This is a genomic window from Paenibacillus cellulositrophicus (assembly GCF_009363095.1).
Classification (GTDB): Bacteria; Bacillota; Bacilli; order Paenibacillales; family Paenibacillaceae; genus Paenibacillus_AQ; species Paenibacillus_AQ favisporus.
In genome coordinates this window covers 2,814,817-2,832,731 of sequence record NZ_CP045295.1, presented here as the reverse complement: position 1 = coordinate 2,832,731, position 17,915 = coordinate 2,814,817, and the positions used below count along the sequence as shown (strand labels likewise).

17 protein-coding genes and 1 riboswitch are annotated in these 17,915 nt (G+C 56.7%); of the genes, 15 read left to right on the top strand and 2 right to left on the bottom strand.

The features are described from left to right. Positions 1-6 precede the first annotated feature (6 nt). Both GCU45_RS12780 and GCU45_RS12775 read right to left on the bottom strand, forming a co-directional pair. A complete protein-coding gene (locus tag GCU45_RS12780; RefSeq protein ID WP_152399227.1) occupies positions 7-1,236 on the bottom strand; it encodes a sensor histidine kinase in 1,230 nt (409 codons plus the stop codon). A 6-nt stretch (positions 1,237-1,242) separates the two neighbouring features. After that, the gene (locus GCU45_RS12775; protein ID WP_076176821.1) at positions 1,243-1,950 is read right to left on the bottom strand and encodes a response regulator transcription factor; all 708 of its coding nucleotides are present in this window, start codon (positions 1,948-1,950) and stop codon (positions 1,243-1,245) included. A gap of 274 nt (positions 1,951-2,224) precedes the next feature. Between GCU45_RS12775 and GCU45_RS12770 the strand changes: the two genes are divergently transcribed. The 15 genes from GCU45_RS12770 to purN all read left to right on the top strand — a co-directional run bounded on the left by GCU45_RS12770 (position 2,225) and on the right by purN (position 17,765). Next, positions 2,225-2,968, top strand: coding sequence for an acyl-[acyl-carrier-protein] thioesterase (locus tag GCU45_RS12770; RefSeq protein WP_152399226.1), 744 nt, complete (start codon positions 2,225-2,227; stop codon positions 2,966-2,968). Between the two features lie 79 nt (positions 2,969-3,047). Next, complete coding sequence (locus GCU45_RS33770) at positions 3,048-3,188, top strand: hypothetical protein (protein ID WP_163880674.1); 141 nt, start codon at positions 3,048-3,050, stop codon at positions 3,186-3,188. Between the two features lie 169 nt (positions 3,189-3,357). Further along, on the top strand, positions 3,358-5,496 hold the full coding sequence (locus GCU45_RS12765; protein WP_152399225.1) for a DNA topoisomerase III: 2,139 nt from the start codon (positions 3,358-3,360) through the stop codon (positions 5,494-5,496). A 312-nt stretch (positions 5,497-5,808) separates the two neighbouring features. After that, entirely contained in the window at positions 5,809-6,072 is a 264-nt protein-coding gene (locus GCU45_RS12760) for a DUF1294 domain-containing protein (RefSeq protein WP_076176818.1), read from the top strand. 99 nt (positions 6,073-6,171) lie between these two features. Next, positions 6,172-6,606 (top strand): universal stress protein, encoded by a 435-nt coding sequence (locus GCU45_RS12755; RefSeq protein WP_076176817.1) that lies wholly within the window; start codon positions 6,172-6,174, stop codon positions 6,604-6,606. Between the two features lie 218 nt (positions 6,607-6,824). After that, a riboswitch (purine riboswitch) is annotated at positions 6,825-6,926 on the top strand. 164 nt (positions 6,927-7,090) lie between these two features. Continuing rightward, positions 7,091-7,576, top strand: a complete 486-nt coding sequence (purE, locus tag GCU45_RS12750) for a 5-(carboxyamino)imidazole ribonucleotide mutase (RefSeq protein WP_076176816.1) — start codon at positions 7,091-7,093, stop codon at positions 7,574-7,576. Next, entirely contained in the window at positions 7,573-8,745 is a 1,173-nt protein-coding gene (gene purK, locus GCU45_RS12745; RefSeq protein ID WP_152399224.1) for a 5-(carboxyamino)imidazole ribonucleotide synthase, read from the top strand. The genes purE and purK overlap by 4 nt, the downstream gene beginning before the upstream one ends. Before the next feature lie 3 nt (positions 8,746-8,748). Beyond that, a complete protein-coding gene (gene purB / locus GCU45_RS12740; protein ID WP_152399223.1) occupies positions 8,749-10,044 on the top strand; it encodes an adenylosuccinate lyase in 1,296 nt (431 codons plus the stop codon). A 289-nt stretch (positions 10,045-10,333) separates the two neighbouring features. Further along, positions 10,334-11,221, top strand: coding sequence for a phosphoribosylaminoimidazolesuccinocarboxamide synthase (locus GCU45_RS12735; RefSeq protein WP_152399222.1), 888 nt, complete (start codon positions 10,334-10,336; stop codon positions 11,219-11,221). Between the two features lie 115 nt (positions 11,222-11,336). Beyond that, entirely contained in the window at positions 11,337-11,582 is a 246-nt protein-coding gene (purS, locus tag GCU45_RS12730) for a phosphoribosylformylglycinamidine synthase subunit PurS (protein WP_076176812.1), read from the top strand. Between the two features lie 5 nt (positions 11,583-11,587). Further along, a complete protein-coding gene (purQ, locus tag GCU45_RS12725) occupies positions 11,588-12,277 on the top strand; it encodes a phosphoribosylformylglycinamidine synthase subunit PurQ (RefSeq protein WP_076176811.1) in 690 nt (229 codons plus the stop codon). Next, positions 12,255-14,498, top strand: coding sequence for a phosphoribosylformylglycinamidine synthase subunit PurL (gene purL, locus GCU45_RS12720; protein ID WP_152399221.1), 2,244 nt, complete (start codon positions 12,255-12,257; stop codon positions 14,496-14,498). Before purQ ends, purL begins: the two co-directional genes overlap by 23 nt. Continuing rightward, positions 14,483-15,964 (top strand): amidophosphoribosyltransferase, encoded by a 1,482-nt coding sequence (gene purF, locus GCU45_RS12715; RefSeq protein ID WP_105442469.1) that lies wholly within the window; start codon positions 14,483-14,485, stop codon positions 15,962-15,964. The genes purL and purF overlap by 16 nt, the downstream gene beginning before the upstream one ends. A gap of 143 nt (positions 15,965-16,107) precedes the next feature. Further along, positions 16,108-17,148, top strand: coding sequence for a phosphoribosylformylglycinamidine cyclo-ligase (purM, locus tag GCU45_RS12710; RefSeq protein WP_152399220.1), 1,041 nt, complete (start codon positions 16,108-16,110; stop codon positions 17,146-17,148). Further along, the gene (gene purN / locus GCU45_RS12705) at positions 17,148-17,765 is read left to right on the top strand and encodes a phosphoribosylglycinamide formyltransferase (protein ID WP_152399219.1); all 618 of its coding nucleotides are present in this window, start codon (positions 17,148-17,150) and stop codon (positions 17,763-17,765) included. Before purM ends, purN begins: the two co-directional genes overlap by 1 nt. The last annotated feature ends 150 nt before the right edge of the window (positions 17,766-17,915 follow it).

Below are 17,915 nucleotides of genomic sequence, written 5' to 3'. Positions count from 1 at the left end.
AAATGGCTATGCCGGCACGGCCGGATCGGGAAGCCGGGTCTCAAACACGGTCTGGTTCGTCGAGCTCTCCACGGAGATGTCGCCGCCGTGCACGTCAATGATGCTCTTGGTGATGGCCAGCCCGAGCCCGGTACCGCCCGTCGCCTTGGAACGCGATTGCTCTACGCGATAGAACCGTTCGAAGATATACGGTAGATCCCGTTTGGGGATGGGTTCCCCGTAATTGCAGACGCGTATGCGGACAAAGGCTTCTTCCTTTTCGATATAAACGTCGATGTATTTGCCGCTGCTTCCATATTTAATGGCATTGGAAATGAGATTTTCGTAAGCCCGGACGAGGTGGTCGCCGTCGGCTTGAATGATGACCGGCTGCTCCGGCGCGTGAATCTGCAGAATCATGTTCGCCTGCTCCAGGCTCGGCACAAACTCCTCGGCCAGCTGCCGGATCAATCCGGTTACATCCAGCTTGCGCAGGTGCAGCGGCATGCCGTTGTTGATGCGTGTGTACTCAAACAGGTCGTCGATCAGCTTCTTGAGGCTGAGCGATTTTTCGTAAGCGATATTCATGTAATAGCGAAGCTCCACCTCGTCGGCATAACGGTCTTTATCGATGATTTCCAAAAATCCGAGAATGGAGGTCAGCGGGGTCCGCAGGTCGTGGGATACGCCGGTGATCAGATCGTTTTTCGTCTTTTCGGCGTTACGCTCCTCCTGAATGGAGCGGTTCAGCTGAGCGCTCATCTGGTTGATGCTGTCGGCAATCCGGCCGAGCTCATGGTTTTCCCGTACCGGAATTTCGTAATCGAAATGTCCCTTGGCGATCTCCGCCAGCCCGTAACTGATTTCCTCCAGGTACGTATGAATTTGCCCGGACAGGCTGTTCATGTGTTCCGCGATCGTTCCGAGCTCATCGGCAGCTTTCACACTGACGGAGGCTTGGAGCCGGCCGCCGGCCATGTCCTCCAGGATTCCGGCCAGCTCTTTGGCATAACGAACGAGGGGCCGGGTGGAAGCCACGTAGAGGGACAGGAAAAAGACGACACCGAACACCCCGATCGTCGGCCGTGAGCCGATATGGTTGATCACCCAGATCAGGGGCACATTATAAGGCGGGCGCACAATGATATAAGAGGCGAGCAGGCGGCCGAGCAGCACGAACAGCAGCGTCAGCCCGGTGCAGCCGAGAAACACGGCAAGGAACTTCCAGCGGATGCCGATGTATACCTTGGTGGTCATGGTGCTCTACACCTCCTTCGCCGATTTCATTTTGTAGCCGATGCCCCAGACGGTCTTGATGTAGGCCGGATGCTGAGTATCCTTTTCGATCTTTTCGCGGAGCTTCCGGATATGGACCATCACCGTGTTTTTTGATTCCATGAACGGCTCGTTCCAGACCTCTTCGTAAATTTTGTCCATGCTGAGCACGATGCCCTGATTGACGGCCAGCAGCTTCAAAATGTCGAACTCTCGAGGCGTCAGCTTCACTTCCTGCTCCCCGACGGTCACCGTATGGGTGGCGGTATTGATGACCAAATCGTCGATTACGATTTCGTCCTCGGCTGTGGTATCGCGATAATTTAACAGCTTGTACCGTCGCAGCTGCGATTTGACGCGGGCGACCAGCTCCAGCGGATTGAACGGCTTGGTGACGTAATCGTCGGCACCGATGCTCAGGCCGGAAATTTTATCGATATCCTGGCTTTTCGCGGACAGCATGATGATGGGGGTGTTGTTCTTTTCCCGGATTTTCATGCAGGCTTGAATCCCGTCCATTTGGGGCATCATCACATCAAGGATGATGAGGTCGATCGGATGGCTCTGCAGCGCTCCGAGTGCCTCCAGTCCATTGGATGCTTTATATAAGGTGTATCCTTCATTTTTTAAATAAATTTCAATCAGTTCGATAATTTCTTTCTCGTCATCGACGAGCAGGATCGCTTCTCTGGACATTACGGCATTCACACCTCTTTGAATATTGTGGAAACTAGGAGTATGCTTGATGTATAGCATTATAAACCGAAACCCTTAACATTATGGTCACGAATTTCTTAACATTAACTTAAATTCCGCCGATGTTGTGGCCTTAGGATGAACGTTCCGCTGCTTCTTATACATACAGGGAAAGGGCGCAGCCGTGAAAGATAGAGCTTTTTCACCAAATGGAGAGGCTGGCTAACAACGTACGAGTATCATTTTAACGTAAAAAGAGGAGAGAGCGCATAGTATGGGCAACAAGTGGACTGAAACCTACTTAATTCATTCCAATGATATCGATTTTAAATCCGAAGCACGGCTGTCGTTACTGCTGTCTTTGGCGCAGAGAACGGCCGACGCCGATCTGGAGCAGCTTGGGGCGACGAGGGACCAGATGATCGAAGCGGGCATGGGCTGGATGCTGATTACAATGGATCTGCGCATCAGCCGGATGCCGAAGGCGCTGGAGCAAATCAACGTTGAGACCTGGAACAAAGGCCCGAGAGGAGCCCTGTGGCAGCGGGACTTTGTGATTTATGGCAGCGGCGGGGAGATTCTCGGGGAAGCGTGCAGCATTTGGGCGCTCGTGGATATCCAGAAACGCAGAATGCTGCGGCCATCCAAGTTTCCTTTTGACGTCTACATTAATGAAGAGGACTCGGCCGGTGAAGCACCGGATAAAGTAACTATCCCTGAGGATATGCCGCTTCATGAATCGTACCGCTCCGTGGTACGCTACAGCGGGATCGACGCTAATCTGCATCTGAACAATTCCCGTTATGCCGATCTGTGCATGGATACGCTGACCAAGGAGGAGCTTACGGGTTATTCTTGTACGGGTTTTCGGATCACCTACCATCACGAGGCCCGATTGGGGGATGACATGGTGGTGAAACGGTCAGAGCTGTCCGGAGGCCGGGTGTACGTGAGCGGACAAGCCGAGGACGGGTCGCATTATTTTGACGCATATCTTCTATTGAAAGAAACGAACTGAACGAACGAAGGCATCCCAAGGGCCCCATGGATAATTCCGTCCCGATCGGGGGATTGTTAAAGGATAAGGGGGGATAAGCATGCCGCATCGTAAACCGGTTAAAGACAGTAACCTGCCAAACAGAGCGAGCCGGAAACAGGAATACACTACACTGCATCCGGATAAAGCTGCTAAATTTCCGCCGAGCCTGAACCAAATTCCGAAGCAGGAACAGGATTAGGCATTTACCGCACCACCCCAGGTCCTTCAGTGGCATCCTCGGCTCCTGCCGAAGTTCCGCTGGGGGATTTTATTTTGCACAGGCGATAAGATAAAACAGGGTTACCTTCCTTTTGCATCCGCTGCCGGATTCAATGTTATAATAGGACGGAAAGAAAGGATGGTACGTCATGAAATCATTGGTATTAGCCGAAAAGCCTTCCGTGGCCCGCGAAATTGCGCGCGTCATGGGAAGCCACGACAAGCATAAAGGATATATCGAAGGTCCGAAATATATCGTCACCTGGGCGCTGGGCCATTTGGTCGGACTTGCGGAGCCCGAGGATTACGACAATAAATACGCAACCTGGAACCTGGAGGATTTGCCGATCCTGCCGGAATCGATGAAGCTGAAGGTGCTGCGTGAATCCGCCCAGCAGTTCAAGGTTGTACAGCAGCAGCTCCGCCGCCAGGACGTCGGCGAGTTGATCGTGGCGACGGACGCCGCGCGGGAAGGGGAGCTCCTCGCCCGGTGGATCATGAAGATGGGAAAATGGAACAAGCCGTTTAAGCGGCTCTGGATATCTTCACAGACAGACAAGGCGATCAAGGAAGGTTTTGCTTCGCTGAAGCCGGGGAACCAGTTCGACCGGCTGTACGAATCCGCGCGCTGCCGGGCTGAAGCCGACTGGATGATCGGCCTGAACGTGACGCGGGCGCTTACGGTCAAATTCGGGGCGCAGCTCTCCGCGGGAAGGGTGCAGACACCGACGCTGGGCATGATTATGGACCGGGAAAATGAAATCGTAAATTTCCGGTCGGAGGAATACGACACGATCAAGGCTGATTTCGGCGGATTTGCCGCGGTGTGGCGGGGGAACAATGGTGACGCCCGCATCTTCGACAAGAGTGCGGCCGAAGCCTTGAAGCGCAAGCTGGACGGATCGTCCGGCCGGATCGTCAAGGTGAAGAAGACGGAGAAGGTCGAGCCTCATCCGCTCGCTTACGACCTGACCGAGCTGCAGCGGGATGCGAACCGCCGGTTCGGCTTCTCCGCGAAGCAGACGTCGGGCGTGCTTCAACGCTTGTATGAGCAGCACAAGCTCGTCACCTATCCCCGGACCGACAGCCGCTATCTGACGTCGGATATGACCGGCACGCTGAAGGAACGCCTGGAGAGCGTGGCCATTGGACCATATGCTTCCCTCGCGCGTCCGCTGCTGCGGAAAAATTTGAATATCACCAAACGCGTCGTGGACGATTCGAAAGTCAGCGATCACCACGCGATCATCCCGACGGAAGAGACGGTGCTTTTGAATCAGCTGAACACTGAAGAACGCAAGCTGTACGACCTGATCGTCCGGCGCTTCATCAGCCTGTTCTACCCGCCGGCACGGTACGACGCGGTCGCGGTAACGATCGACGTGGAAGGCGAGTCCCTTCATGTGAAAGGGACGACGATCAAGGAGAGCGGCTGGCGCGAGGTATACGGCGGAGATGTCTCCGACGAATCGGATGAAGATTCGTCGGCTGATGCCGACGGCGAAGAGAGCGGAGCCCAGCTTCCCGTGCTGAACGAAGGCGAAGCCGTCAAGGTGCAGCGTGTTATCATGCAAGGCGGCCGGACTTTGCCGCCGAAGCGGTATACAGAGGCTACGCTTCTGTCCCAGATGGAGAAGCACGGCCTCGGCACCCCGGCGACGCGCGCGGACATTATCGAGAAGCTGGTGAACTCCGATACGATCGAGCGCCAGGGGAACGCGCTGCATCCGACGGGCAAAGGCAAACAGCTGATCGGACTCGTTGCGCCGGAGCTGCGGACGCCGCAGCTGACGGCCAAGTGGGAAGCCGAGCTGGAGAAGATCGCCCGCGGCCAGGGGCAGCCGGAGCCGTTCCTGAAGGGAATCCGCGGCATGTCCAAGGATCTGGTGGCAGGCGTAAAGAACAGCAAGGCGGACTACAAGCCGCACAACGTCTCGAACAGCCACTGTCCGGACTGCGGTACCCGGCTGCTGGAGAAGAAGGGCAAGCGCGGCAAGATGCTCATCTGCCCGAGCGAGGACTGCGGCTACCGCCGTTCGGACGAGAAGCGCCTGTCCAACCGCCGCTGCCCGCAGTGCCACAAGAAGATGGAGATGAAGGAAGGCAAAGCCGGCCTGTATGTGCAGTGCCTGTCCTGCGGCATCACGGAGACAGTCAACAAGGACAGCAAGCACGTCAACAAGCACGAGGAGCGCAAGCTGGTACAGCAGTATGCCAAAAAGCAGGAGCCGATTGGCTCGAACCTCGGCGAGCTGCTGAAAGCCGCGATGGAGAAAAAGAACGGTTAATAGCCTGAAAGACCCGGGCTGCATGCTCAGGCTGAGCAGCCTAAGTATGCTTATGCACAAACCTAGCTTTCCTCTCGCCGGCACAGCTAGAATCTAGCTAGCAGACAGAGGAATCTCTCATACTCGAGAGGAAGCCGTCATAGTAAGGAGCGTTACGCCGGAGACGCTGATTTGCTCCATCAATATTTAGGAAAACTCCGCCAGGTAGGCGTTTTTGCTGGGAATACTGGCAGACGGATGCCTGGCGGTTTGTCTCTTGGCTAGTAAAGTTTTATAATAGAAGCAAGCAGTAGAACGGGGGTGGTAGCGTAAGTGAGGACGGCGCTCTTGATCTGGTTTATTTTTATCAACGCGGTAGGTTACCTGATCATGTCCGAGGATAAAAGAAGGGCAAGAAACAGGCGTGACCGTGTGCCGGAAAGAACGCTCTTTCTGCTTGCCGCCATCGGCGGAGCGCTGGGCGTACTGATTGCCATGTACCGCAAACGCCATAAGACCAGGCATCTGAGCTTTCGGGTCGGGATACCGCTGCTGCTGTTCGTCAACGCAGTTCTGTACGCATTTTTCATGAGTTGATTTATCGCTTGATGTTACAACATGGTTTCATTTCTTGCTAATTCGGTTTAATAACATCTCAATTCACACTTCATACAGAGAAAGCGCAGGTGGGTCCACATGTTATTTTCCAAAATTCTTTTAGCTTATGATGGTTCCAAAGCTTCCAATAAGGCTCTTGAACGTGCAATCGAACTGGCGAAAGCGGCGCCTGACGCGGTCATCGACGTCGTACACGTCTTTGATTTCCCGCGCGTATTCATTGGCGAAGGCATGGCTCCGATTCCGGCATCCGTCAACCAGGACTTCTATGAACTCGCGGAGCAGACGGTCGCGGAAGTGAAGAAACGCCTCGACGGCGAAGGTGTCGCCTACAATGCGGAGATGATCCAGGGTGGACCTGCGGAAGTCATTCTGGAATATGCCAAGGAAAAAGGCAATGATCTGATCGTGATCGGCAGCCGCGGCTTGGGCGGAATCCGGGAGTTCGTGCTCGGCAGCGTCAGCCACAACGTCGTGCAGCATGCGACCATTCCGGTGCTTGTCGTGAAATAAATGATGGAATTTTAAGCCAGTGTGCCCCGAATATGGGGTGCACTGGTTTTGTTTTAGGAATGATCAGCGGCAAAATCCGAACATTCGATTTTACACTGTTTTAATTGTTCGTGTTTTAGTTGACATGTTGTGTAGGGGATTGTTAAACTGTTAGGTGTAAAGCCTTAAGGGATTTGGAGAGGCAGAGAACCATCGCTGGATGGTTAAGGGAATGAACAAATAATCGAATGAATTGATCTCGTATAAAGCCGGGGATATGGCCCGGAAGTTTCTACCCGGATACCGTAAATGTCCGGACTACGAGGGAATACTGCCGAGGAGTCGCCGGTTCCGATGGACGGAAAGGCTTCCCTCCTTGCTGCGTTTGCGGCAGCGGTATTCCTTACCCGGTCCGGTATCCTGAAAGTCAACGTATTTCTCGGGCACCGGGCCTTTTTGGGTCTCTCCCGAATGAATAAAAAACTTTTGGAAAGTGGGTTGAAACATGTCAGCAGCGGTCGCTGTCATTATGGGCAGCAAATCGGATTGGGAAACGATGCAGCATGCATGTCTCGTCCTGGACGAACTGCAAATTCCGTATGAGAAAAAGGTCGTGTCCGCGCACCGGACGCCGGACCTGATGTTCGCCTTTGCGGAGCAGGCGGCGGAGCGCGGCCTCAAGGTCATCATCGCCGGAGCCGGCGGTGCCGCGCATTTGCCGGGCATGGTAGCGTCCAAGACGACACTGCCGGTCATCGGCGTGCCTGTGCAGTCTAAAGCGCTGAACGGCTTGGATTCGCTTCTGTCGATCGTTCAGATGCCGGGCGGCATTCCGGTCGCGACGGTGGCGATCGGCAAGGCGGGCGCTACGAATGCGGGCCTCCTGGCCGCGCAAATCATCGGGGCCTATGACAGCGAGGTTCAAGCGCGGGTGCAAGCTCGAAGAGATGCCATCCGCGACGAAGTGCTGGAAAGCAGTGATTCGCTATGAGCGGCAATCAGGCATCGCAGCAGACATGGCTCCCTGGTTCCACCATCGGCATTCTGGGCGGCGGTCAGCTGGGACGAATGATGGCGCTGGCCGGAACCGCCATGGGGTACCGCTTCATCACGCTCGATCCGACGCAGGATTCGCCCTGCGGGCAGGTCGCAGGACAGATTGAAGCGGCTTACGACGACGTTGATGCAGCCCGCCGGCTGGCGGCGGCGTCGGATGTCATTACGTACGAATTCGAAAACGTCGACGCAGAAGTCGCGGCGCTGCTGGAGAAGGAATCCAGCGTGCCGCAAGGAAGCGCGCTGCTCTACACGACGCAGCACCGCCTCCGGGAGAAGCGGGCGATCGAAGCTGCGGGCGTGCCCGTGGCGCCGTACCGCGAAATTACGAGCCTGGAGAGCCTCAGAGAGGCGGCTGCCGAGCTCGGACTTCCCGGCGTGCTGAAGACCGCCACCGGCGGATACGACGGCAAAGGCCAGATCGTTCTCCGCTCGGAGGATCAGCTCGAGGCGGCTTACGAGGAATTGGCTGCCACCGGCCGCGAGCTGGTACTGGAGAAATTCGTTGATTTTCAATGCGAAATTTCAGTTGTTGCCGCCCGCAGTCCAAAAGGGGAAGTAAAAAGCTTCCCGGTGGCAGAAAATATTCATGTGAACAACATTTTACACCTGTCGATTGTCCCGGCGAGAGTCGAGGAGCAGGTTCAGCGGGAAGCCCGCAAGCTGGCGGAGCAGCTCGTGGAGCACTTGGGCGCGGTCGGTCTGCTGGCCGTGGAAATGTTCGTGACGAAGGACGGGCAGCTGTACGTGAACGAGCTGGCGCCGCGTCCGCACAACTCCGGCCACTACACGATGGAGGCCTGTGCGACCTCGCAGTTCGAGCAGCATGTCCGCGCCGTGTGCAACATGCCGCTCGGTGATACGACGCTGCTGACCCCGGTCGTCATGGTCAACGTTCTAGGCCAGCACCTGGAACAGGTGATCCGCGCCAGCGGCAGACCAAGCGTCGCCGTCAGCGAATACGGCGTGGTGCCGAAGCTTCATTTATATGGCAAGAGCGACGTGAAGAAAGACCGTAAAATGGGACATATCAACCTGCTGTGCAAAGACGTGCAGGACGGACTCGACTGGGTTGAACAAACTAACATCTGGAGGCAAGGATAATTTATGATCGAACGTTACAGCAGACCGGAAATGCGGGCCATCTGGACCGAAGAAAATAAATTCAAGGCATGGCTGGAAGTCGAGCTGTGCGCATGCGAGGCTTGGGCCGAGCTGGGCGTCATTCCGAAGGAAGACACGAAGCTGCTTCGCGAGAACGCCAAATTCGACATCGACCGGATTTACGAAATCGAGCAGGAAACGCGCCATGACGTCATCGCCTTTACCCGCGCGGTATCGGAAAGTCTTGGACAGGAGCGCAAATGGGTGCATTACGGACTCACTTCCACTGACGTGGTGGATACAGCGCTCGGATATCTTCTCCGTCAAGCAAACGAAATTTTGGAGAAGGATATTTTGAACTTCATCGAGATCCTGAAAGACAAGGCTGTAGCTTACAAAGACACGCCGATGATGGGACGCACGCACGGTGTTCATGCCGAGCCGACGACCTTCGGCCTGAAGATGGCTCTCTGGTACGAGGAAATGAAGCGCAACCTGGAGCGTTTCCGCCACGCGGCGAACGGCGTCCAGTTCGGGAAAATTTCCGGCGCGGTGGGCACCTATGCCAACATCGATCCGTTCGTGGAAGAGTTCGTCTGCAAGAAGCTCGGCACGAGCCCGGCTCCGATCTCCACGCAGACGCTGCAGCGTGACCGCCATGCCGAATACATGGCAACGCTGGCATTGATCGCGACGTCGCTCGACAAGTTCGCAACGGAAATCCGCGCGCTCCAGAAGAGCGAAGTGCGCGAGGTTGAAGAAGCCTTCGCCAAAGGCCAGAAGGGTTCCTCGGCGATGCCGCACAAGCGCAACCCGATCGGCTGCGAGAACATCTCGGGCCTCTCGCGCGTCATCCGCGGCCACATGGTGACCGCCTATGAAGACGTGGCGCTCTGGCACGAGCGCGATATTTCGCACTCCTCCGTGGAGCGGATCATCCTGCCGGATGCGACGATGCTGCTGAACTACATGCTGAACCGCTTCGGCAACATCGTGAAGAACCTGACCGTGTTCCCGGAAAACATGAAGCGCAACATGGCGCGTACCTACGGCGTGCCGTTTTCCGGCCGCGTCATGACGAAGCTGATCGACAAAGGCTTCAGCCGTGAGCAGGCGTACGATACCGTGCAGCCTCGGGCGATGCAGGCGTGGGAAGAGCAGCGCCAGTTCCGCGACATCGTGGAAGCGACGCCGGAAATTACGGAGGCGCTCAGCCCGGAAGAGATCGAAGATGCGTTTAATCCGTCGTGGCATCTGAAGCACGTGGATACGATTTTCCAAAAGCTTGGCTTGATTTAAGAGCGTTCGGTTTGAAGTTAATCGTGAGTAACCCGTATTAGAGGCTTGGAGAATGATGGACTCAACATCATGGCAGACATCTTCAGCGATTGCAGCGAAAGGGACGGAATCGATCCAGAGAAGCGACAGCGATCGCCTTTGTCTCCGAATTTCAACCGCTATTTAAGAGCGACCGATCAAGAAATTTGGAGACAACAGCGATCGGCGGAACGATCCGTAACTGCAGCGGCTGCACCGCTGGCGACGAGGGGATTTTCGAGTGTTGAGCCGAGAAATGGGGAGGATTCGCATGACATCACCGGCTGTATCGACTGCGGTGGAACTGGTAGACGCGCCGCTGCTGTATAAAGGCAAGGTGCGCGAGCTTTACGATTTGGGAGAGCGTGTACTGATCGTGGTCACCGACCGCATATCCGCTTTTGACTATGTGCTGGAGCCGCCGGTGCCCGAGAAGGGCAACGTGCTGAACAAGCTGAGCGCGTTCTGGTTCGAAATGACGAAGGACTTCATGGATAACCATGTTGTCCATACGGACGTCGAGCGCCTGGGCGCCGTGGCGAAGAACAAAGAGCTCTTGAAGGACCGGATCATGGTGGTCCGCAAAGCCGAGCGGATCGACATGGAATGCGTCGTGCGCGGTTATATTACCGGAGGCGGCTGGAGGCAGTACCAGGCGGGCGGTGAAGTGAACGGCATCAAGCTGCCGGAGGGCATCCGCAAGAACGAGGCGTTTCCGGAGCCGATCTTCACGCCGGCGGCCAAAAACGATGTCGGCCATGACGAGGACATCTCCATGGAGCGCATGCAGGAACTGATCGGCGAAGAGCTGGCGCTGGAGCTCCAGGAGAAAAGCCTGAAGCTGTACGACTTCGCCCGGCGGTACTGCGATGAGCGCGGCATCATTTTGGCGGACTGCAAGTTCGAATTCGGCGTACTGGACGGCAAGGTCATCCTGATCGACGAGATTTTTACGCCAGACTCCTCGCGGTTCTGGGCGAAGGAAAACTACACGCTGGACATCGAGATCGACAGCATGGATAAGGAGCCGGTGCGATCCTACCTTGCCTCAACACCATGGGACAAGAACAGCCAGCCGGACCCGCTGCCGCAGCCGGTGGTAGACGAAACGACCCGCAGATACGTGGATATTTACGAACGCCTGACGAAGCGCGTTTAAGATAGAAACCGCCATAGTAACGAACTTAGGGTTCAGACGATTTTTTTAGCTAATGCAGGCCTGAAAAGGATTCATTCACTCATTCACTCATTCCTAGAGGAGGAACTAGAAGAACATGATGAAAGCTACGGTCTATGTCACTATTAAGCAGGGCGTACTCGATCCGCAGGGGGTTGCGGTGCAGGGAGCGCTTCATTCGATGGGATTCGAGGAAGTGTCGAGCCTCCGCATCGGGAAATACATGGAGCTTCAGCTGGACACGAATGACCGTGCTGAGGCAGAACAACGCGTCAAAGCCATGTGTGAGAAGCTTCTGGCGAATACGGTGGTCGAGGATTACCGATACGAATTGGAGGGCTAACATCCATGAAATTTGCAGTTCTCGTCTTTCCCGGCTCCAACTGTGATATCGACTGCTACAAAGCGGTAGAGGAAACACTCGGGGAGCCTGTCGATTACGTCTGGCATACCGCAACAGACCTGTCCGCTTACGACTGCATTCTGGTTCCTGGCGGTTTCTCTTACGGCGACTACCTTCGCTGCGGGGCAATCTCGCGGTTTGCTCCAGTCATGAGTGAAGTGGCCAAGGCTGCAGAGCAAGGCAAATACATTCTGGGCATTTGCAACGGATTCCAAATCCTGACGGAAGCGGGGCTGCTGCCGGGCGCGCTGCTGCGCAACACGTCCATGAAGTTCCGCTGCCATGACACGGTGCTGAAAGTGGCGAACAACCGCACGCCGTTCACGACCGACTTTAGCGAAAATGAAGAAATCGTCATTCCGATCGCCCACGGCGAAGGGAATTACTATTGTGATGAGGAGACGCTCGCGCGTCTTCAGGAAAATAACCAAATCGTCTTCACCTACAGCAGCAATCCGAACGGCTCTGTCCTGGATATCGCCGGCATCTGCAATGAGCGCGGCAACGTCGTCGGCATGATGCCGCACCCGGAACGCGCAGTGAACTCCCTGCTCGGCTCCGAGGACGGCAAGCGTATGTTTACATCCATTTTGAAGGCTTGGAGGGATACCCATGGCGCAGCAAGTGTCCGCTAAGGAACCGACCGCAGCACAGATTGCGGAACAGAAAATCTATCAGCAGTTTGGGGTATCGGACAGTGAATACGAGCTGATCTGCTCCTTTATGGGACGTCAGCCGAACTATACCGAAATCGGCGTGTTCAGCGTCATGTGGTCTGAGCACTGTGCCTACAAAAATTCGAAGCCGCTGCTGCGCCGCTTCCCAACCAGCGGCCCGCGGGTCCTGATGGGACCGGGCGAAGGTGCGGGGATCGTCGACATTGGCGACAACCAGGCGGTCGTGTTCAAAATCGAAAGCCATAACCACCCTTCCGCAGTAGAGCCTTACCAAGGCGCCGCGACCGGTGTGGGCGGCATCATCCGCGACATTTTCTCGATGGGCGCAAGACCGGTGGCGCTGCTCAACTCGCTGCGTTTCGGCAAACTTGAAAGCGACCGCGTGAAGTATCTGTTCGAGCATGTTGTGGCCGGCATCGCCGGATACGGCAACTGCATCGGTATTCCGACGGTGGCCGGTGAAGTGATGTTTGACAACAGCTACGACGGCAATCCGCTGGTCAACGCGATGTGCGTCGGTCTGATCGACCACGACAAAATTCAGCGCGGCGTGGCTAAAGGCGTGGGCAACCCGGTCTTTTACGTAGGTCCTCCTACCGGCCGCGACGGCATTCATGGGGCGACGTTTGCTTCGGTTGAGCTCAGCGAAGAGTCGGAAGCGAAGAAGACGGCCGTTCAAGTCGGTGACCCGTTCATGGAGAAGCTGGTGATGGAGTCGACCCTGGAGCTGATCGATTCGGGGATCGTGCTCGGCATTCAGGACATGGGCGCAGCCGGCTTGACCTGCTCCAGCGCGGAGATGGCGAGCAAGGCCGGCAACGGCCTGGAGCTGTATCTCGACCAGGTGCCGCAGCGTGAAGAAGGCATGACGCCGTACGAAATGATGCTCTCCGAATCCCAGGAGCGCATGCTGTTCGTCGTCGAGCCGAAGGACGAAGCGCAGGCGATGGAAATTTTCGAGCGCTGGGGTGTCATCTGCGCCAAGGTCGGCAAAGTGACCGACGATGGACGCCTGAAGCTGTTCCACCATGGCGAAGTCGTTGGCGACATGCCGGTCAAGGCACTCGTTGACGAGTGCCCGGTGTACAACAAGCCGTCGAGCGTGCCTGCTTATTATGAAGCAAACGCCGACGTCGATACGCTGCGCTACGAAGAAGTGAAAGACCTGGGGGGCGCCCTGAAGCAGGTTTTGGCTTCCCCGACGGTTGCCAGCAAAGCCTGGGTATACAATCAGTACGATTACATGGTCCGCACGAGCACGGCGGTCCGTCCGGGTTCCGACGCGGCAGTGGTTACGATCCAAGGCACGCGCAAAGGCCTCGCGATGACGACCGACTGCAACGGGCGGTACGTGTATCTCGATCCGGAAGTCGGCGGCCGCATCGCGGTCAGCGAAGCCGCGCGCAACATCGTCTGCTCCGGCGCCGAGCCGCTGGCGATCACGGACAACCTGAACTTTGGCAGTCCGGAGAAGTCGGATATTTTCTGGCAGATGGAGCGTGCGGTAGACGGCATGGCCGAAGCCTGCCGCGTGCTGGATACGCCGGTCATCGGCGGTAACGTCAGCCTGTACAATGAGAACGCCAGCGGAGCGATCTACCCGACGCCGGTCGTCGGCATGGTCGGTCTGGTGCATGATACGGATCATATTACGACACAAGGCTTCAAACAAGAAGGCGACGTCATCTTCCTGCTCGGCGACACGAAAGCGGAGCTGGGCGGCAGCGAGTTCCAATACGTCGTGCATGGGGCAACGGAAGGACGTCCTCCGGCGCTCGACCTGGATACGGAGAAAAAACTGCTGTCCTCCGTGCTTGGTGCGATCCAGCAAGGACTCGTACAGTCGGCGCACGACTTGTCCGAGGGCGGTCTTGCAGTGGCTCTGGCCGAGTCCTGCATCAGCGGTTCGCTGGGTGCCCAGGTGCATGTCGAAACCGGCCTGCGTCCGGACGTAGCCCTGTTCAGCGAATCCCAATCCCGCATCCTGCTCTCGGCATCCCGGGACAAGGCAGAGCAGCTGAAAGCTTATATTGAAGGTCAAGGCGTGCCGGTTGCCGAAATCGGCATCGTGGAAGGCGACAGTCTGGTGGTTGACATCAACGGTGCTTCGGCCGTGAACGAAAGTGTAGGAGGCTTGAAGCAGGTCTGGGAGGATGCGATTCCATGTCTCATGAAGTAACACCGCAAACGCTGTGGACGGGAGACTACTATAACGAAGGCTCGGGCAAAGACGGGCTGTTCGACAAATTAAAAGAAGAATGCGGCGTGTTCGGGGTCTATGGACACCCGGACGCCGCTTCTTTGTCCTACTACGGGCTGCATGCCCTGCAGCACCGCGGGGAAGAAAGCGCGGGGATGTGTGTCAGCGACCGCGAGGAGTTTCACTACCACCGCGGCATGGGTCTCGTCAAAGAGGTATTCGACAAAGACATGATGGCTTCCCTGACCGGGGACATCTCCATCGGGCACGTGCGCTATTCGACGAGCGGCGACAGCAAGCTGACGAACGCGCAGCCGCTGGTGTTCAAGTACCGTGACGGCGACCTGGCCGTGGCGACCAACGGCAATATCGTGAACGCCCCGCAAATCCGGCGCGAGCTGGAGGAAGGCGGGTCGATATTCCAGACGACGAGCGACACGGAGGTCATCGCACATCTAATCGCGCGTTCGTCGAAGGATCTCGTCTCCGCGGCCAAAGACGCGTTCAACCGCATCGTCGGCGGCTACGCGTTCCTGATCATGACGAACGACCGGCTGCTGGTCGCATCGGATCCGCACGGGCTGCGGCCACTGACGATGGGCAAGCTCGGTGAGGCGTATATTTTCGCCTCGGAGACCTGCGCGCTCGAGACGATCGGCGCGGAGCTGATCCGCGACATCGAGCCGGGCGAGCTGCTTATTCTCGACAAAGACGGCCTGCATGAAGACCGGTTCGAGGAGAAAAAGCACCGTAAATCGCTGTGTGCGATGGAATACATCTATTTTGCCCGCCCGGACAGCGACATGAACGGCTCGAATCAGCACGCCGCCCGCAAGCGGATGGGCAGCCGGATGGCGATCGAATCGTTTGTCGACGCCGACATCGTGACCGGGGTGCCGGATTCCAGTATTTCCGCGGCGATTGGTTACGCGGAGCAGACGGGGATCCCGTACGAGATGGGGCTCATCAAAAACAAATACACGGGCCGCACCTTTATCCAGCCAAGCCAGGAGCTGCGCGAGCAGGGCGTCAAGATGAAGCTCAGCGCTGTGCGGCGTGTGGTTGAAGGCCAGCGGGTCGTCATGATCGACGATTCGATCGTCCGCGGCACGACCTCCCGCCGGATTGTGAACCTGCTTCGCGACGCCGGGGCGGTGGAAGTGCATGTGCGGATTACGTCACCGCCTTTTAAAAATCCGTGCTTTTACGGCATCGACACGCCGGACCGGCGCGAGCTGATTGCCTCAAGCAAGTCGGTGGAAGAAATCTGCCGGGAAATTAACGCCGATTCGCTGGCGTTCCTTAGCCCGGAGGGTCTGATCACTGCCATTGCAGGCAACAATGCGGATGATTACAAGGGCGGGCTGTGCCTGGCTTGTTTCGACAACGATTATCCGACGCATCTGGATTTTAACGGTGAAGAGAAGTTTGGCTGCAGCTGCTGATGGGTTTGGAATGCAGGGCGATTACTGATCGCATGGCATTGCCGGGCTGAAGGTTTGGGCTGTGCCTGTGGATCGATTCAGGATATGAATACTTTACCCGCTTAAAATAGAGGCGGAGCATCTGACAAAGGAGTGTCGTGGGAGTGTCTGAGGCTTATAAAAATGCCGGTGTGGATATCGCGGCCGGAAATGAAGCGGTAGAACGGATGAAGAAGCACGTGAAACGGACGTTCCGTCCGGAAGTGATGACAGATCTTGGCGGCTTTGGGGCGCTGTTCGGCCTGAACAAGGACAAATATGAGGAGCCTGTGCTCGTTTCCGGAACGGACGGGGTCGGCACCAAGCTGAAAATCGCCTTCGCCATGGACCGCCATGACACGATCGGGATCGACGCGGTGGCCATGTGCGTCAACGACATCGTGGTGCAGGGGGCAGAGCCGCTGTTTTTCCTTGACTACTTGGCATGCGACAAGGTCGTGCCGGAGAAGATCGAAGCGATCGTGGCTGGCATCGCCGAGGGCTGCCATCAGTCCGGCTGCGCGCTGATCGGCGGTGAAACCGCTGAGATGCCTGGCATGTACGCCGAAGGCGAATACGATATCGCGGGCTTTACGGTCGGCGTAGTCGATAAAAGCAAAATCATCAACGGCTCGTCCATCGCCCCTGGAGATACGGTCATCGGCATCGCATCGAGCGGCGTGCACAGCAACGGCTTCTCCCTGGTGCGCAAGCTCCTGCTTGAGCAGTCCGGCTACAGCCTGCACGATGAAATTCCTGAACTGGGCGGCAAGCTGGGCGACGTCCTGCTGACACCGACCAAAATCTATGTGAAGCCTCTGCTGGCTCTGCTGGAGAAGGTCAACGTGAAAGGCATGGCGCACATCACCGGCGGCGGCTTCATCGAGAACATTCCGCGCATGCTGCCTGCCAACGTCAACGTGGACATCCGTTACGGTTCCTGGCCGATCCTGCCGATCTTTGAGCTGATGCAGAGCAAGGGCAGTATTGCCAATCGTGACATGTTCACCACATTCAACATGGGCATCGGGCTTGTCCTTGTCGTCAGCGAAGGCGATGCGCAGCAGGCGCTGGAGCTGCTCAAGGCGAGCGGCGAGGAAGCGTACATCATCGGGTCGGTAACGCCGGGTGAGTCGGTTGTGACCTTTACGGGAGCCGATGTCTAATGAGCGGCTACCGGATTGCTGTGTTTGCTTCCGGAACGGGAAGCAACTTTCAGGCATTGGCCGAAGCGGCCGCTGAGGGAAGGCTCGGCGGTGCGACGGTGGAGCTGCTCGTCTGCGACAAACCGGCGGCCCCTGTCGTCGGCCGGGCGGAGCGCCTCGGCATTCCTAAGCATCTGTTCGTTCCCAAACAGTACGGATCACGCGAGGAATATGAAGCGGAAATCGTCGCCAAGCTCGAAGAGCTGGAGATCGATCTGGTCGTGCTGGCAGGGTATATGCGTCTGCTGACCTCCGTGATCGTCGACAAATATGCAGGGCGCCTGATCAACATTCACCCGTCGCTGCTCCCGGCATTTCCCGGGACAAACGCGATCAGACAAGCGCTGGACTATGGCGTCAAGCTGAGCGGCGTAACCGTGCATTTTGTGGACGGCGGCATGGATACCGGACCGATTATCGCCCAGCGGGCGATCGAGGTGGCCGAGCATGAGACGGAGGAGTCTTTTGCGCAGGCGGTGCATGCTGTAGAACAGGAGCTGTACCCGCAGGTCGTTGCTCTTTTTGCCCAGGGTAGAATGAAGCTGGAGGGCCGGAAAGTTACGCTGCTTAAGGGATGATGCTTTTACGTGGTTGGAGTGGTAACAACACAAAGATATAGAGATAGGGTAAGGGGATAAAGGACAGCTGCCGCGGTTCCGACACGAATGGCGGCGGCTGTCAGCGGCTTTTTCGTATAATATAAGTTGAATTAAAAGAATAGGATGCAG

Excerpts from the sequence above, each read along its gene's own strand:
- GCU45_RS12780 (WP_152399227.1), bottom strand. The coding sequence starts at position 1,236 with ATGACCACCAAGGTATACATCGGCATCCGCTGGAAGTTCCTTGCCGTG.
- GCU45_RS12775 (WP_076176821.1), bottom strand. The coding sequence starts at position 1,950 with ATGTCCAGAGAAGCGATCCTGCTCGTCGATGACGAGAAAGAAATTATC.
- GCU45_RS12770 (WP_152399226.1), top strand. The coding sequence starts at position 2,225 with ATGGGCAACAAGTGGACTGAAACCTACTTAATTCATTCCAATGATATC.
- GCU45_RS33770 (WP_163880674.1), top strand. The coding sequence starts at position 3,048 with ATGCCGCATCGTAAACCGGTTAAAGACAGTAACCTGCCAAACAGAGCG.
- GCU45_RS12765 (WP_152399225.1), top strand. The coding sequence starts at position 3,358 with ATGAAATCATTGGTATTAGCCGAAAAGCCTTCCGTGGCCCGCGAAATT.
- GCU45_RS12755 (WP_076176817.1), top strand. The coding sequence starts at position 6,172 with ATGTTATTTTCCAAAATTCTTTTAGCTTATGATGGTTCCAAAGCTTCC.
- purE (WP_076176816.1), top strand. The coding sequence starts at position 7,091 with ATGTCAGCAGCGGTCGCTGTCATTATGGGCAGCAAATCGGATTGGGAA.
- purK (WP_152399224.1), top strand. The coding sequence starts at position 7,573 with ATGAGCGGCAATCAGGCATCGCAGCAGACATGGCTCCCTGGTTCCACC.
- purB (WP_152399223.1), top strand. The coding sequence starts at position 8,749 with ATGATCGAACGTTACAGCAGACCGGAAATGCGGGCCATCTGGACCGAA.
- GCU45_RS12735 (WP_152399222.1), top strand. The coding sequence starts at position 10,334 with ATGACATCACCGGCTGTATCGACTGCGGTGGAACTGGTAGACGCGCCG.
- purS (WP_076176812.1), top strand. The coding sequence starts at position 11,337 with ATGATGAAAGCTACGGTCTATGTCACTATTAAGCAGGGCGTACTCGAT.
- purQ (WP_076176811.1), top strand. The coding sequence starts at position 11,588 with ATGAAATTTGCAGTTCTCGTCTTTCCCGGCTCCAACTGTGATATCGAC.
- purL (WP_152399221.1), top strand. The coding sequence starts at position 12,255 with ATGGCGCAGCAAGTGTCCGCTAAGGAACCGACCGCAGCACAGATTGCG.
- purF (WP_105442469.1), top strand. The coding sequence starts at position 14,483 with ATGTCTCATGAAGTAACACCGCAAACGCTGTGGACGGGAGACTACTAT.
- purN (WP_152399219.1), top strand. The coding sequence starts at position 17,148 with ATGAGCGGCTACCGGATTGCTGTGTTTGCTTCCGGAACGGGAAGCAAC.